Annotated in this window: 11 protein-coding genes and 2 pseudogenes; 6 read left to right on the top strand and 7 right to left on the bottom strand. The window is 66.8% G+C overall.

All coding sequences use genetic code 11. The features are described from left to right. Positions 1 to 36 precede the first annotated feature (36 nt). Complete coding sequence (locus QFZ33_RS01950) at positions 37 to 1,047, bottom strand: LacI family DNA-binding transcriptional regulator (RefSeq protein ID WP_307024367.1); 1,011 nt, start codon at positions 1,045 to 1,047, stop codon at positions 37 to 39. A gap of 82 nt (positions 1,048 to 1,129) precedes the next feature. On the opposite strand from QFZ33_RS01950, the gene QFZ33_RS01945 reads away from it, so the two are divergent. The 6 genes from QFZ33_RS01945 to QFZ33_RS01920 all read left to right on the top strand — a co-directional run bounded on the left by QFZ33_RS01945 (position 1,130) and on the right by QFZ33_RS01920 (position 8,867). After that, positions 1,130 to 2,743 (top strand): FG-GAP-like repeat-containing protein, encoded by a 1,614-nt coding sequence (locus QFZ33_RS01945; RefSeq protein WP_307024365.1) that lies wholly within the window; start codon positions 1,130 to 1,132, stop codon positions 2,741 to 2,743. A 257-nt stretch (positions 2,744 to 3,000) separates the two neighbouring features. Next, positions 3,001 to 4,647 (top strand): multicopper oxidase family protein, encoded by a 1,647-nt coding sequence (locus tag QFZ33_RS01940; protein ID WP_307024363.1) that lies wholly within the window; start codon positions 3,001 to 3,003, stop codon positions 4,645 to 4,647. A 19-nt stretch (positions 4,648 to 4,666) separates the two neighbouring features. Next, positions 4,667 to 5,209, top strand: coding sequence for a multicopper oxidase domain-containing protein (locus tag QFZ33_RS01935; protein WP_307024361.1), 543 nt, complete (start codon positions 4,667 to 4,669; stop codon positions 5,207 to 5,209). Beyond that, positions 5,206 to 6,378: a hypothetical protein gene (locus QFZ33_RS01930; RefSeq protein ID WP_307024359.1), complete on the top strand. Its 1,173-nt coding sequence runs from the start codon at positions 5,206 to 5,208 to the stop codon at positions 6,376 to 6,378. Before QFZ33_RS01935 ends, QFZ33_RS01930 begins: the two co-directional genes overlap by 4 nt. 230 nt (positions 6,379 to 6,608) lie before the next feature. Then, positions 6,609 to 7,898 carry an ammonium transporter gene (locus tag QFZ33_RS01925; protein ID WP_307024358.1) on the top strand — a complete coding sequence of 430 codons (1,290 nt, stop codon included), beginning with the start codon at positions 6,609 to 6,611 and terminating at the stop codon, positions 7,896 to 7,898. A gap of 177 nt (positions 7,899 to 8,075) precedes the next feature. Continuing rightward, positions 8,076 to 8,867, top strand: coding sequence for an IclR family transcriptional regulator (locus QFZ33_RS01920; protein WP_307024356.1), 792 nt, complete (start codon positions 8,076 to 8,078; stop codon positions 8,865 to 8,867). A 30-nt stretch (positions 8,868 to 8,897) separates the two neighbouring features. On the opposite strand, the pseudogene QFZ33_RS01915 reads toward QFZ33_RS01920, so the two are convergent. From QFZ33_RS01915 to QFZ33_RS01890, 6 genes and pseudogenes are all read right to left on the bottom strand, one after another. Then, positions 8,898 to 9,373: pseudogene (locus tag QFZ33_RS01915) on the bottom strand (glycerate kinase). A gap of 1 nt (position 9,374) precedes the next feature. After that, positions 9,375 to 10,170: pseudogene (locus tag QFZ33_RS01910) on the bottom strand (NAD(P)-dependent oxidoreductase); the annotation flags it as partial. Between the two features lie 2 nt (positions 10,171 to 10,172). Further along, on the bottom strand, positions 10,173 to 11,162 hold the full coding sequence (locus QFZ33_RS01905; RefSeq protein ID WP_307024354.1) for a hydroxymethylglutaryl-CoA lyase: 990 nt from the start codon (positions 11,160 to 11,162) through the stop codon (positions 10,173 to 10,175). Then, on the bottom strand, positions 11,159 to 12,409 hold the full coding sequence (locus QFZ33_RS01900; RefSeq protein WP_307024352.1) for a CaiB/BaiF CoA transferase family protein: 1,251 nt from the start codon (positions 12,407 to 12,409) through the stop codon (positions 11,159 to 11,161). Before QFZ33_RS01900 ends, QFZ33_RS01905 begins: the two co-directional genes overlap by 4 nt. 56 nt (positions 12,410 to 12,465) lie before the next feature. Then, complete coding sequence (locus tag QFZ33_RS01895) at positions 12,466 to 13,932, bottom strand: GntP family permease (RefSeq protein ID WP_307024350.1); 1,467 nt, start codon at positions 13,930 to 13,932, stop codon at positions 12,466 to 12,468. Between the two features lie 216 nt (positions 13,933 to 14,148). Continuing rightward, a complete protein-coding gene (locus QFZ33_RS01890) occupies positions 14,149 to 14,958 on the bottom strand; it encodes a methylenetetrahydrofolate reductase (RefSeq protein WP_307024348.1) in 810 nt (269 codons plus the stop codon).

The following is a 14,958-nucleotide window of genomic DNA, read 5'->3' as shown; positions in this document are numbered from 1 at the left end:
GTCAAGTACCTACCTTGATTTCTGGAGAACGCAGGATCAGGCAGGGGCGGAGGTACTCCCGCGAACCACGAGTTCGGGCTCCACCACCGTGGTGCTCACCGTGTCCCCTTTCTCGATGGCGCTCAGCATCAGATCCATGCAGCGCCGGCCGAGCTCCTCGAAGTCCTGCCGCACGGTGGTGAGGGGCGGCGTGAAATAGCCCGACTCCGGCTGGTCGTCGAAGCCCACCACGGAGACGTCCTCCGGCACGCGGACGCCGGCCTCATTGAAGGCGCGGAGCAAGCCGAGCGACATCTGGTCATTGCCCACGAACAGCGCCGTTGCGGTCCGCTCCGCAGCCAGCCTCCGCCCGATCTCGTAGCCGCTTCCGGCGCTCCAGTCCCCCTCGACCACAAGGTTGTCATCCAGGCCGGCTGCCCGCAGGGCCGCGCTCCAGCCCTCCGCGCGCGCCACGGCGTCGATCCAGTCCTGCGGGCCGGCAATGTGGCCAATCCGGCGGTGGCCCTGCTCAATCAAATGCCCGACGGCGAGCTCGGCCCCCCGCTTCTGGTCCACCATGGCGCCGCTTACCGACTCGCTGCCCAGTGATCCCACGGCCACCACGGGCACCCCGGGCTTCAGTTCCTCGAGGGCAAGGAGCGTCTCGGAATGCGGCACGATCACCACAATGCCGTCCACCGACTGATCCAGGAAGTGCCGGATGGCATCGAAGATCGCCTCGCGGCTCACCGCCCGCAGGGCCGCGATGCTGACGAAGTAACCGGCATCGCGCGCGGCATGCTCAACGCCCAGCAACGTGTTGGCGGGACCGTACTGGGACAGCTCGCTGCCGAGCACGCCGATGGTCTGCGACTTCCGGGTGACCAGGCTCCGCGCCGCGGTGTTGCGCCTGTACCCCAGTTCGGCAATCGCTGCCTCCACCCGCTCACGGGTGGCCTTGCTGACATTGGGGTGGTTGTTGATCACCCGGGACACGGTCTGGTGCGAGACTCCCGCGCGCTCCGCCACATCCTCAAGCCGGGGCATCCGGGCACTGGTTTTTGCCATGGGGTAATTGTGCGCGACCTAAGCCGGAAGCACGAATGGACGCCGCGGGACGTAAACTGATGGGAGCAAAGGAGCACTGGCGATGGACGGCAAAGTTCATCATTCGGGGGGCGGATTTTCCGCACGGCACATGCTGACGGGCCTTTTGCTCCTGCTTGCCCTCCTCCTTGGATACCTGCCCGGCGCCACTCCCGCACGGGCAGTATCACTCAATGGCCATGACATCTCCTGGCCCCAGTGCCCGACGTCGATGGGCGGCTTCGGCCTGCCCCTCCCGCCGGCGACGTCCCAGTTCGTGGTGATCGGCCTGACGAAGGGACTGCCCTTCACGGAGAATCCGTGCCTGGCCAGCCAAGTTGCCTGGGCGTCCAGCAACCGCAAGCCGGCCCAGGCCTACACCATGGCCGCTTTCCCCACGGCCACCCAGCTCACCACCCACCGGTCCTCGGGACCGTGGTCCGCAGCCACCCGGGCGGGGCAGCTTTCCAACGTCGGCTACGCGGAAGCGCGGTTTGCGATTGCAAGCCTGGCGCGCGTCCGGTTCGCGCCGCGGGTGGTGTGGATCGACGTCGAACCCCGCCCGGCCCAGCCGTGGCCCACCGCCAGCGCCGCGCAGCAGCGCGAAAACCGGTATATCGTCGAGGGCCTTATGCGTGGCCTGCGGGATTCCGGCTATTCCTATGGGCTGTACTCGTTTGCCTCGGGCTGGGCAAGCATCACCGGTTCCTGGCGGCTCTCCGGCGTACCGGTGTGGGCCACCGCCGGCCGGCTGGATTTCCCCGCCGAAGCCTTGAACCTCTGCCGCTCGCCCAGCTTCTCCGGCGGCCGCGTATACCTTTCACAGTGGTACGACGACGTCCGGGACTACGACCTGACCTGCGACCCCTACGCCTTCACTCCCCTGCCCGTTCCGGCGTCAACCCTGTCCCGCTCGACGGCCGACTTCAACGGGGACTGGAACACGGACATCCTGGCCCGGGTGACTGCTACCGCCGAACTGCGGCTGTACCGGGGGAACGGCCGCGGCAGTCCGCTCCCCGGTGTGCGGATCGGTAATGGCTGGCGGGGCTACAGCGCCCTTGAGACGCCTGGCGACTTCAATGGCGATGGCCCGCTGGACGTCCTCGCCCGAGAGGACGCCACCGGCATCCTCTGGCTGTACCGCGGCAACGGCACCGGGGGGTTCCTTCCGCGGATTAGGATCGGCGCCGGCTGGAACGCCTTCAGCGCGATCATCGGTCCCGGTGATTTCAACGGTGACCAGCGCGTGGACATCCTTGCCCGAGAGTCTGCCACCGGTTTCCTCTGGCTGTACCGCGGCAACGGCACGGGCGGGTTCCTGCCCCGGGTCAAAGTGGGCGCCGGCTGGAACGCCATCAATGCATTGGCAGGCCCAGGCGACATGAACGGCGACGGCACCGTCGACGTCCTGGCACGCGAGCGCGCCACCGGCGTCCTGTGGCTGTACCGCGGCAGCGGCACCGGCGGCTGGCTCCCCCGCGTCAGGGTGGGCGCCGGCTGGAACGTCATGACCGCCGTCGTAAGTCCCGGCGACTTCAACGGCGACCGCAACCCGGACCTGCTGGCACGCGATGCCGCCGGCGTCCTGTGGCTCTACCCCGGGCTCGGCACAGGTCAGTTCGCCTCCCGGGTGCGTGTCAGCGCCGGGTGGAACGGGCTCGCCCCGCTGTTCTAGCGCGGCGGGAGCCTGGGCCCGGCCTTGGAAAGGCCACCCCCTTCTACCCATCTCATTGAGGGGGTATGCACTGCAATCGTCCAATGTTTTCCCAAGCCCCGGCCCGCACAGTGGTTGCGCGGGGCAACGACAAGCGCAGCCAGCTTCCGCAAGGCCAGGATTTCCGGTGCTGAAACCGCCGGGAAAGCCCTGAGAGCTAAACACTACCGGGGCCGGCAGGCCATTCTTTTTTGCCCCGTTTAAGGAGGCGCGTTTCCATGTCAGAAGAATCCGCAACCACAAACAATGTGTCCCGCCGCAATCTCCTGCGGCTGGGCGCGGCCGGAGGTGCCGGCGCGGCCGTTGTCGCCGCCCAGGGCTGGGCGGGCCCCCTGCTCGCGCAGAAAGGGCTCCTTTCGCCCGACGGCGCGTTCGCTGCCTCCTCCACCGCCCTCGGGGATCTGCTGTTCTACATCGAGGCGTTCCCAACCAGCCCGCTGATCCTGACGCCGTTCCAGGACCAGCTGCCTATTCCCAAGGCCCTGGCCCCCACGCCAGCCGTGGGCGACGGCTTCACGAAGGGCTACACCGAGTGGAGCGACCCGCCCGGTCCCGGCCAGGGCCAGCAGAGTTCCTTCAAGAATGAGCGGCACCAGATCTGGCCGAACACGATCGGCTCCCCCGATCCCCTGGTGTACAAGATCGACCTGCTCCTGCGGCAGCACGCCTTCACTACATCGCAGGTACTTCCCATCGACGCGAACGGCCGGCCCACGATCTCCTTCGACGAGAAGCGCAAGACGTACCCGGCCGGGACCAAGCGCACGCTGCCGCTGAGCACCATCTACGGGTTCAACGGCCAGTTCCCCGGCCCGATGATCAACGCCGAATACGGCAAGCCCGCGCTGGTCCGGTTCGAGAACCACCTCGACGAGAACCCGCTTAACCTGGATCGGCAGGACTTCGGCTCGCCGGACTGGTCCTTCCTGACCCACCTGCACAACGGGCACACCGCACCCGAGAGCGACGGCAACCCGCACTACACCATGGTGAGCGGGCCCAAGTACGAGGGCTACATGCCGCAGACCTTCTGCGACAACCTCTACCTCAACTGGCCGGCGGGCAACGATGACCGCGAAAAGCAGAGCTTCTTCTGGTTCCACGACCACCGGATGGACCACACCGGCTCCAACGTCTACAAGGGCATGGTGGGCCTCTACCCCATCTATGACCCCAAGAACGGCATGGACATGGGCGACGAGCGCCAGGGCCTGCGGCTTCCGGGCGTCCGCAAGGACAACCCGGACGGGTCCTTCGACGTCGACTACGACATTCCGCTGGCCTTCTACGACTGCCGGCTGGATGACGGCGTCACCATGCACAAGGACATCCACGACGTGCAGAAGGAGTTCCCGGCCGCCAAGAACCCCGCCAAGCACCCCGAATGGTGGGGCAAGACGTTCTACAAGCACTTCCCAAACCACGGCTTCGTGGGAGACATCTTCACCGTGAATGGCACCGCCAACCCGGTGATGGAGGTTAAGCGGCGCAAGTACCGCTTCCGGTTCCTCGATGCGTCCATCGCCCGGATCTACGAGTTCAAGCTGATGAGCTCCACGAAAGGCCCTAAGAGCTCCGTGTCGCTCGGCTATAAGGGCGACGAACTCGAGGGCCAGTACCGGATCCCGGACGGCCAGCAATGCATGCAGTTCACCCAGATCGCATCCGACGGCGGGCTGCTGCCGTTCCCGATCAAGCGCGATTCCTTTGAGCTGTGGCCGGCCAAGCGGCGTGAAGTGGTGGTGGACTTCAGCCGGTACCAGGACGGTACGCCCCACCACCAAGGGCGACGTCATCTACCTGACCAACGTCATGAAGATGCCCAACGGGCGGATGTGGAGCAACTCGTCCCGGTTCTCCCCTGACGCCGCTTACAAGGTGCCGATGATCAAAATCGTGATCGGCGACGACGCTCCCGATGACAGCCAGATCCCCGTGAAGATGCGCGACCTGCCGCCACTGCCGAGCAACTGGCAGACCATGCTGGACAACCGGCTGATCTTCGAGGTGGAACGCGGCTCGGGCGGAGGCGAAACAGAGTGGCTCATCAACGGCAAGCCGTTCGTGCCGGACACCGTTGCCACCAGCCTCAAGAACCGCGCGGGACGGTCCCCGCTGGCCCAGCAGAAGAAGGGCAGCTACAACCTCTGGGAGATCCGCAACGGCGGCGGCGGCTGGGTCCACCCCTTCCACCTGCATATGGAGGAACACCGGACGGTCATGCGGAATGGCAGGGACGTGACCCGCGGCGGCGACAAGTCCCATCCTGACGATGTCTCACGTGAGGATCTGGTGGCCCTGGATCCCGGCGAGTCGGTGATCATCTACCGCGGCTTCCGGGACTTCGTGGGGCCGTATGTGGCGCACTGCCACAACCTGGCGCACGAGGACCACGCCATGATGTTCGGCTGGGAGATCACGCCATGACAGCGGTACCCGCGGGCACTGCGAACTGGAGCAGCAGCGGGACCGGCGCCCCGGCGCCGGCCCGCCCCGCCGTCCCCTGGCTGACGATCATCCCGCTGGCGGCGATGATGGCCTACGCCGATGGCTTCTGGATGGTGTCGCTCAGGGGCGCCGTGGGGGCCATCGAGCGCACGCAGGAGCCGTTTGCGAGCTGGCTTCGGGAGTCAACCGTGCTGCTCCCGGCGTTTGTCCTGGCCGTCATTGCGGCCGTGACGCTGGCGCTGCGGTGGTTCGGGCCGTTGCTGGCCGGCAAGAAGGCCTTCCTGACTACCGCCCTGCTGGTTGCTGCCGCCGGCACAGTCGCCGGGACCGTCATACTGGCCGCCAGTGAAGCCTGGGACTACGCCCTGCAGCACGACCTCATGGGCTCCCTCCACCACGCGTCGTCCGTCCAGTCCGTGGAACAGCTGGATCAAGCATCCTTGGGACTACAGCTGGCTGCCTTTGGCTATGGCGTCGGCCTGCTCCTGGTCACCAACCTCGTGGTGACCGGGTGGACGGTGGCGATTCGGGGCGGGCGGCTGGACGTCAGCCGGCAGCAGAAGGCGACGCCGCGGCGAACCCCGCGCCGTGCCGTGACCGGTCGAGCCCGGACGGGCACGACGGACCTTCGGCGGACGCTGGCGGCGGTGGCACTGTTCGGTTCCGCCGCCATCCATCTCGCTGTCATCCCGGACCACTTCAGTCACTGGGTGGTCGCCAGCGCCTTCTTCCTTGCCCTGGCGCTGGCAGAGGTGGCCGGCGGCGTCCTGTTGCTGCGACGGCCCGGCCTGGATGTCCTCGTTGCTATTGCGGCTGCCTCGGCCGTGCCGCTGGTTCTGTGGGTGTGGTCCCGCACGTCGGGGCTCCCCTTCGGCCCTGATGCCAACGTGCCCGAGCCTGTGGGCCTGGCCGATTCGGCCGCTAGCCTCCTCGAGCTGGGAACGCTGGTGATCGCCGTCGTCCTGCTCGGCGCCAAACGCAGGGGGTCCGGCGAGCCGGACGAACGGACCACGGCGTCGGCCCATTTCCGTGCACTGGCTGTGGTGGGGGCAATCGCTATTGGATCTTTGGGCGTGGCCGGAGCCGTGCCCGGCTGGCTGGGCGAGCTTCCGAGCTCGGGGGACACCACCCACAGTGTCACGCATTAGGAGCGCTTTCAACACAGGCTAACTCAGCACAGACACGACGGCGGCGGGCTAAATGGGGGGCCAGCCGCCGTCGTCGTCGTGACAAAACCACGTGACACCCAACCATGGTGACAAGCAATTTACTTTCCTGAAACCCACCGCGGATTCCGGCGCTCTATGTTGTGGGGACAAACGGCATTCGTCCGGTCTCAGCAAAATGCCACCACACCGATTTCTTGAGTGGAGTTCCCATGAACGCTGGAGATGTTGCCTGGATCCTCGCAAGTTCTGCACTGGTGTGCATGATGATTCCCGCCCTGGCCCTCTTCTACGGAGGCATGGTGGGATCGCGCCGGATCCTGAACATGATGATGATGTGCTTCGGCGGGGCCAGCCTGGTGGCCGTGCTGTGGGCACTGTTCGGATACTCGATGGCCTTTGGCAATTCCGTGAACGGCCTGGGTCTGATCGGGGATATCACGCAGTACGCAGGCCTCGAGCCGATGCTGACGGACAACCCCGACGCCGCCCTGCCGGCGGCGCTTTTCACAGCCTTCCAACTGTTTTTCGCCTGCGTCACCACCGCGCTGGTTGCCGGCGCGGCCGCCGGGCGGATGAAGTTTGGCGCCTGGATGGTGTTCGCCGGGGTGTGGGCCACGCTGGTCTACTTCCCCATCGCGCACTGGGTCTTCGCGTTCAGTTCCGCGGACGGCTCGGTGACCGGCGGCTGGATCGCCAACGGCATTAAGGCCATTGACTTCGCCGGCGGAACGGCCGTGCACATGAACGCCGGTGCCGCCGCCCTCGCCCTGGCACTGGTCCTGGGCCGCAGCTCCGGCTGGCCCAAGATGGAACATTCCAAGCCCCACAGCCGTCCCCTGGTGCTGGTGGGCGCGGGCCTGCTCTGGGTCGGCTGGTTCGGATTCAACGCCGGATCTGCGCTGACCGCCGGGCACTCGGCGTCGGTGGTGTTCCTCAACACGGCCGTGGCAGCCGCTGCCGGGCTCCTCGCCTGGGCGCTGGTGGAACGTATCCGGCACGGCGCCACCACCAGCATGGGTGCCGCCTCGGGCCTGGTTTCCGCCCTCGTGGCCATCACCCCGGCCTGCGGAGCTGTCAGCCCGCTGGGCGCGGTGGCCATCGGCGCGATCGCCGGCGCCGTCTGCTCGCTGGCGATCGAATGGAAGTTCCGCCTCGGCTTCGACGACTCACTGGACGTGGTGGGCGTGCACCTCGTGGGCGGCATCATCGGCACGCTGCTCATTGGCATCTTCGCCACGGACAGCGCGCCCAACGGAGTCAGCGGCCTGCTGTACGGCGGCGGGCCAACACAGCTGGGCATCCAGACGCTCGCCACCGTTGCCGTGCTGGCCTACTCCTTCGGCCTGACCTGGGTGATCGCCAAGGTGGTGGACATGGCCATGGGCCTGCGCATCCATGAAGAGGACGAACTCCGCGGCATCGACCTCGCCGCCCACTCCGAGTTCGCCTACCTGACCGACGAAGACCCCGTGAACCTCGGCTCCTCGCCCCGGTCCTGACCCTGGTCATCTTCAAGGAGAACAGGAAACGGCACTTACGGAGCAGCGGATGGAGTTTTTGTACAGATATCGCGGGCTGCAGGGGCGTTTGCGGCCGTTATCTGTACAAAAACTCCAGGGTCCGGGGTTGAGCCGAAGGATTGGACCGGGGTGAAGCCACCGTCTAGCGTGAGTCCTATGTCGGCAGCCGATGCTTCAGCGAAATCCAGCAGCAACCCCCTGCTTGTCCTGGGGAAAATCACGTCGATCCTGGACGCCTTCTCGCTCTCCCGGCCGGTGCTGTCGCTGAGTGACATCCGGGAGTACACCGGGATGCCCACTTCCACGGTCCAGCGCCTGGTCACCAACCTCACCTCCCAGGGCTTTCTGGACCGGGAGGAGGACGCCTACCGCATCGGAATGCGGATGGCGTACTGGGCTGCCCCTGCCACGCGGGGGATGGAAGTCATCGACGTCATCAGCCCCTTGCTCAAGACCCTGCGGGACACCACAGGCGAGACAGCCTGCTTCTTCAAGGCCGAGCAGCATTACCGGGTGTGTGTCGCCATGGCCGAGACCCGCCATGCGCTGCGCCGGGAGATGCACCTGGGCAAGGTGCTTCCGCTCTACGCCGGCTCGGCGGGCCGGGTCCTGCTGGCGTGGGATCCCGATCTCATGGACGCCGTGCTCAAGGATCCGTTGGAGCCGATCACCGAGTCCACGATCACCAGTTCCGAAGATCTCGAGGGCGTGGTGAAGCAAACCCGGACGGACGGGTTCGCCATTACGGTGGGTGAGCGTGAACACGGGGCATCCGGGCTTTCCGCCCCGGTTTTCGACTCCGCGGCCGGACTGGTGGGCGCGGTGACCGTCAGCGGACCCACGTTGCGGATGCCCCTGGAGACCTGTGAGGGCTGGGTTGAGCCGCTGCTTGCAACGGCCGAGCACATGACACGACTGATCGGCGGCCGGTTTCCCGGCGAGGCTTAGCGCCCCGCAGGGAAGCCCCGCCGGGAAACATCAGGGTCGCGAAGCGGAAATACCCGATCGGCGCACCCGTTCCAGGATCGCGGAAATGATCTTGCCCTCCCCGGTCTGCGAATCAAGCCGCCCCTCACCCACCACGACGGCGTCCGCAGCTTCCAGATGCCGGTCGAACTGGCGGCATCCAGGACAGCGTCCGCTCCGGAGACGAGTTCGGCGCCGAAGTGCGCCCACAGCCCGCCGGACAGGCCACCCGCCGCCCCGGTGCGCGGCACGCCAACGGGGTTGCGGGGATACGACTCCGCCAGTTGCCCGAGCCGCTGTTCCAGCAGTTCGATCTCGGCGTGGCCGGCGCCCTTCTGCGGCCCAAGAATCCGCGGCGCATCCAGGAAGGTCGAAGTGACAGCGGAGAGCACGGTGAGCCGGGCACCCCTGAGGCCACCGCCGTCGTTGATGGCCTGGACGGCGCCGGCCCCTCCGTCGGTGGCGGCGGAGCCGCCCGCTGCCACCATGCCCTGCGCCGGCAATGAGCCCCTCCCGGAGCGCCCCGACCAGGGCGGCCTCGTCCACCACCGGACCGCGGGCCGTGTTGATCAGGATGGCATCGGACTTCATCCGCTCCAGCACCGCCCGGTCCACCAGGTGCCGGGTCTGGTCGTTGAGGGGCACGTGCAGGGACAGGAAGTCGCTGCGTCCCACCAGCTCATCCCAGGAAACCTGCCGTACCTTCCCCGCGAACTCGCCCAGCTCCTCGTCGCCGACCTGCCGGTGACCCGGGGGCTGCGGCGCGAAGAGCACCTCCATCCCGAAACCCAGGGCACGGCGGGCGGTGGCGCGGGCAATCCGGCCGAACCCGGCCAGGCCCAGCACCGCACCGGAGACGTCCCGGCCCAACAGCAGCTCCGGTTCCCAACCGTGGAACTTGCCGTCGCGGACCAGCCGGTCCGCTTACACCACACGGCGGGCAGTGCCGAGGACGAGCAGCATTGCGATATCCGCAGTCGCGTCCGTCAGCACCCCGGGGGGTGTTGCCCACCAGGATGCCGTGCCGCGTGGCGGCGTCCACGTCGATGTTGTTGTACCCGACCGCGAAGTTGGACACGCCCTTCACCTGCGCGCCGGCCAGCAGTGGGGCGTCGATGACGTCGCGCAGCTGGGTGAGGACGAGGTCGTACTCGCCCGAGGCGCACAGCGCCGCCAGCCTCTCATAGTCGGGAGGCGACGGCAGCACGGTGACCGTGCCGGCGTCGGAAAGCAGCTGCAGCCCGGGGTCCGGAATCGCCGTGGTGACCAGGAAACTGCTGCCCATTCCTACTCGCCTCTCGTCGTGCACGGCCCTCTCGTCGTGCACGGCGCCGCGGAAGCAGCACTGTCCGACGGGATGACCCATTCGAACGCCGGGGCCTTGGACCTGGCGCCCTGCGCCGCCTTGGAACGGTTGGGCTCGCCCAGTTCGGCGAGCAGCTTCTCGGACAGGACTACGAGGTCCGCGAAGGTTTCGGGAGTCACCCAGCCGGGCCGGCTGGCGAACAGGATGTCCTCGCTGGAGGTGTTCCCGCTGGCACCCGGGGCGAACGGGCAGCCGCCCAGTCCGCCGAGCGCACCGTCCACCATGGCGGCACCGGCCTGGATCGCGGCGAGGGTGTTGGCCACGCCCAGGCCCCAGGTATCGTGCCCGTGGTACACGATCCGGCGCGCCGGGGATTCCGCCAGGACGCGCTGGATGAGGCCGGTCACCTGGGCGGGGATGGCCTGGCCCAGGGTGTCGCAGAGGACGATGTCCGTGGTTCCTTCCGCACGGGGGTCGTTGGCGATCGCCAGGATCCGCTCCTCGGGCACGGTCCCCTCGAACGGGCAGGTAAAGGACGTCGCGATGCACAGCTGGATCTGCCCGTTGACCGCCTGTGCGTACTCCACAGCCTGGGGCAGCGCGGCGAGGCTCTCCTCCGTGGTGCGCCCGATGTTCGCCTTGTTGTGCGAGTCCGACGCCGAGAGGCAGTACTGGAAGTTGCGCGCGCCGGCGGCCGCGGCCTTGGTCACGTGGCGGGGGGTGGCCACCCAGATCCAGCACCTTTCCAGCTCCTCGGGAGTCAGGTTCTGGACCACCTCGAGCGTGTTGGCCATGGTGGGGACGAGGTCCGGGCGGGCCATGGAGCCCAGCTCGATGGCCGGCACGCCGAGGCGGAGCAGTTCCCGGACCGTCTCCAGCTTCCGTTCGGTGGACAGGACTTTCCCGGTGAGCTGCAGCCCGTCCCGCAGGGTGACGTCCCGCAGGATGGCCGAGTCGTGGTGCTGGTTCATGCCCGGAGTGCCTCCTCGCGGCCGGTCGCCGCATTGATCTCTGCCCGGTCCATGCCGAGGAGCCCGGAGAGGATTTCTGCCGTGTTTTCGCCCAGGTCCGGGCCGAGGTTCCGGATGGGGAGCGATTCGCTGCCGATCACCGGAACAATACCCGGGAAGCCGACGCCGGGCAGGACCTCCTGGCCGGTGGAGACGTCGAATTTCTGGACCATGTTGCGGGCAGCGTACTGGCTGTCGGTGCTGATGTCCGCCGCCGTGTAGATGGGTCCGGCCGGAACGCCGGCTGCGTCGAGGGCGGCCAGCGCATCTGCGGCATCCAGTTCCGCGGTCCAGGCGCCGATGGCCTGGTCGAGTTCCTCGCGCCGGTCCCACCGGCCGGCGTTGCTCTGCAGGGCGGGGTCTTCGGCAAGGTCAGGGCGGCCGATGGTCTGCATGTACCGCTGGTAGATGGAGTCCCCGTTGCCGGCGACCACAATGCTGGCCCCATCCCTGCAGATGTAGGCGTTTGAAGGCGCTATCCCTTCCATCCTGCCGCCCACGCGCTGCCGGTCCACTCCGTACGCCTGGTAATCGGGAATCAGGGATTCCATCATGGAGAACATGGCCTCGTTGAGCGCCACATCAATGATGCGCTCGGTGAGCGGCACGGTGCCGGACGAGTCCCGGCGTCGGGCTTCCCGCTGGTAGAGGCTCATCATGGAGCCAAACGCGGCGTACAGTCCGGCGATGGAATCCCCAATGGAGACGCCGACCCGTACGGGCGGACGGTCGGGATCGCCAACGAGGTTCCGGAACCCGCCGTACGCCTCGGCCACGGCGGCAAAGCCCGGCCGTTCGGACAGCGGGCCGGTCTGTCCGAAGGCGGAGATGCGCGTGATGATGAGCTCCGGGTTGGCCGCGTTCAGCACCTCCGGGCCCAGACCCCACTTCTCCAGGGTGCCCGGGCGGAAGTTTTCCAGCAGGATGTCCGACTTGGCGGCGAGCTTCAGGACCGCCTCCTTGCCGGCCTCGGTCCGCAGATCCAGGACGACGGACTTCTTGTTGCGGTTGATGGTCCGGTACAACATGGAGGTGTCGCCCTTGTGCAGCCGCCAGTTACGCAGCTCGTCGCCGGTGCCGGGCCGCTCGACTTTGATGACCTCGGCGCCGAAGTCAGCGAGCAGCCGCCCAGCCGTGGGAGCGGCGATGTAGTTTCCGAGTTCCAGGACGCGGATGCCCTCCAGGGGCGCGATGCGTGGTGGTGTCATGGTGTCTTCTTCTTTCGTGGGCGTACGCCGGAAACGCGTGGGGTATTCAGGTTCGACTAGAACAGCAGGCTCATGGGCAGGATCAGCAGGATTGCGACGACGGAGGCCACCGAGACCCCGACTGTCACCGATTTCAGGGCACCCCGTACGCTCTGGCCCAGGAGCGACTGCAGGAGCCAAAAGGTGTTACTGGTGACGTGGACCATGAACAGTGATCCGGCGCCGGCCGACAGTGCCAGCAACACAGGGTCCAGGCCGATGACCGGTGCGATGGGGGCCAGCAGGCCTGCGGCGGTGATGGCGGACAGGGTGACGGAGCCGACGGCGATGTGCAGTACGGCCGCGATGGCCCAGACCACCAGGAGCGGGGCGACGGTGCTCGCGGAGAAGAAGCCGCCGAGGATGTGGCCAAGGCCGGCCGCGGCAACGGTCGCGGCGAGCGAACCGCCCACGCCGGTGAGGATCAGGATCTGGCCGCTCTCCTTGAAGCCGACGGCGATGGCCTCCTCGACGCGCTTCTGCCCTATGGCGGAGCGGGTGACGAGGCAGGTGCCGATCAGGCCGATCAGCAGGGCGATGACGGGTTCACCGAGAAGCTGCAGCCAGGGCAGGTCGATCTTGAGGATCTGCAGGATGGCTCCTGCCCCGATGAGGAGCAGCGACGTCAGCAGCGGTGCGAACAGGACGATCAGCGGGAACTGCTTGGGTTCGCGTTCGGCCACGGCGACGCTACCGGCGACCTGTGCCTTGGTTCCATTGGAGGCAGCAGTCCCGTTGGAGCCCGGCCCGCCGCCGGCGGCGCCGGCACTAACGGTGCGGCCAGCACCGCCGTCGTACTCTTCCTCTTCACCCTCCCGGTCCTCCTCGGCGACGAAGGTGTGGTCCTCATCCTTGGCCTCGTTCCAGAAGCCGCGGCGGAAGAGGAAGGTCATGATGGCGATGGAGATGATGATGGTCGGGATGACCAGCAGCAGGCCGAACAGCAGCATTTTGCCGAGCGGCACGTTGAGGAGGCCTGCCAGGGCAAGGGATGCGACGCCTGGGACCGTGAAGACAATGCCGCATTCGAGGGCGATGGCCATGGCGGTGGCCATGCGTGCCGTGCCGAGTTCGCCGATTTTGGGTGCCAGCTTGCGGGCCAGCGGGGCTGAGATGACGAGCAGGACGTCCAGGAAGATGGATTGCAGCAGCGTACCGATGGCCAGGCCCATGGTGTACGGGAGGCGCTTGGGCCCGAACGTGTTCAGCAGGTGCTCCACGAGGCGCCGGATGGCACCGCTCTGGTTGAGGATGGAGCCCATCAGGACGCCGAAGGCGATGAGCAGGCCAACGTCCACCATAATGTCGCCGAATCCGGCGGTGATGGTCTTGACGGTCTTTTCGACGCCGAGGCCGACGGCGAGGCCGAGGTAAACGGAGCTGACCACCAGGGCGATGACTGGGTTGACTCTGAAACGGACAATGAGCAGCACGGCGGCGAGCACCGCGACGGCTGTGTTGATCAGGACAGAGATGTCTGACATGAGGGGAATCCGATCGTTGGGCCTTCCGCACTGAAGGCTTGGGAGCAGGGGTCGGTCGTGAGGAGCGACACATTCGCTGTTCCCATATTATGGGTTTCAGCTCACAATGCAAGATGTTGCGGGACAACTTTAAATACAGAAGACGCCCGGCCTTGTGGCCGGGCGTCTTCTGCGCTGGTTATCCGTCTTGTCTTGTGAACGCTCAGCGCTCCCGGTTCAGGAAGCCCTCGCGCCTGCCACGCCGCTCCAGTTCACCACGGGCTGGGTTTCGACGTTGTTGAACGTGTAGAGGTGAATGCCCGCAAGCGCAGGTTCCACGGCGTCCAGTTCGGAAACCAGGGACCGGGATGAATAGCTGCCGGCATTCAGGAGCCTGCGCGCGAGCGGCCCCTTGCGGTTCAGGAACTTCAACGAAGGACCCACACCGATCTTGGTGGCCAGCGAGATGAGCTTGGCCCGCGGGACGGCCCCGGCCACGCCCGCCCAGATCGGAAGAACCATACCCTCGCGGCGCAGCAGTTCGGCGTACCAGCCGATTTTGGGCGCCGAAAAGCACATCTGCGTCACCACGTTCGAGGCCAGATGCTGCTTCTCCAGCAGCGCATCGAGCATCTGCAGCTCGTTGAACTTCGGATGGCCTTCCGGGTATCCGGCCACGCCGATGGCCATGTTCCCGCCGGTCAGGTCGGCAATGTCTTCCATGAGCCGGCCGCTGTTGCCGTAGGGCCCGGCAGCCTCCGGAGCGTCCCCTCCGATCGCGAAGACTTCCGTGATTCCCGCAGCCTCGCAGTCACGAAGCATGGCGGCAAGCTGGGCACGGCTTTCAAGGCTTCGCGCGGCAAGATGCGGAATCACCTTGTAGCCCAGTTGGCCAAGTTGAACCGAGGCCCGCACGGTGGTCTCGACCCCGTGGTGCGGGAGGCATGTCACGGTCAGGGTTGATCCCGCAGGAACGTGCGTCTGGACTTTGGCAATAATGCCGTCCGTGGGAATAATCTCCAGGCGCACAGGCAATTGGTTCGTCAT

It is taken from the genome of Arthrobacter globiformis, from assembly GCF_030815865.1.
Lineage (GTDB): Bacteria > Actinomycetota > Actinomycetes > Actinomycetales > Micrococcaceae > Arthrobacter > Arthrobacter globiformis_B.
The sequence above is the reverse complement of the archived record's forward strand: the minus strand, read 5'-3'. Positions and strand labels throughout refer to the sequence as shown.

Excerpts from the sequence above, each read along its gene's own strand:
- QFZ33_RS01950 (WP_307024367.1), bottom strand. The coding sequence starts at position 1,047 with ATGGCAAAAACCAGTGCCCGGATGCCCCGGCTTGAGGATGTGGCGGAG.
- QFZ33_RS01930 (WP_307024359.1), top strand. The coding sequence starts at position 5,206 with ATGACAGCGGTACCCGCGGGCACTGCGAACTGGAGCAGCAGCGGGACC.
- QFZ33_RS01895 (WP_307024350.1), bottom strand. The coding sequence starts at position 13,932 with ATGTCAGACATCTCTGTCCTGATCAACACAGCCGTCGCGGTGCTCGCC.
- QFZ33_RS01945 (WP_307024365.1), top strand. The coding sequence starts at position 1,130 with ATGGACGGCAAAGTTCATCATTCGGGGGGCGGATTTTCCGCACGGCAC.
- QFZ33_RS01925 (WP_307024358.1), top strand. The coding sequence starts at position 6,609 with ATGAACGCTGGAGATGTTGCCTGGATCCTCGCAAGTTCTGCACTGGTG.
- QFZ33_RS01905 (WP_307024354.1), bottom strand. The coding sequence starts at position 11,162 with ATGAACCAGCACCACGACTCGGCCATCCTGCGGGACGTCACCCTGCGG.
- QFZ33_RS01940 (WP_307024363.1), top strand. The coding sequence starts at position 3,001 with ATGTCAGAAGAATCCGCAACCACAAACAATGTGTCCCGCCGCAATCTC.
- QFZ33_RS01920 (WP_307024356.1), top strand. The coding sequence starts at position 8,076 with ATGTCGGCAGCCGATGCTTCAGCGAAATCCAGCAGCAACCCCCTGCTT.
- QFZ33_RS01935 (WP_307024361.1), top strand. The coding sequence starts at position 4,667 with ATGATCAAAATCGTGATCGGCGACGACGCTCCCGATGACAGCCAGATC.
- QFZ33_RS01890 (WP_307024348.1), bottom strand. The coding sequence starts at position 14,958 with ATGACGAACCAATTGCCTGTGCGCCTGGAGATTATTCCCACGGACGGC.
- QFZ33_RS01900 (WP_307024352.1), bottom strand. The coding sequence starts at position 12,409 with ATGACACCACCACGCATCGCGCCCCTGGAGGGCATCCGCGTCCTGGAA.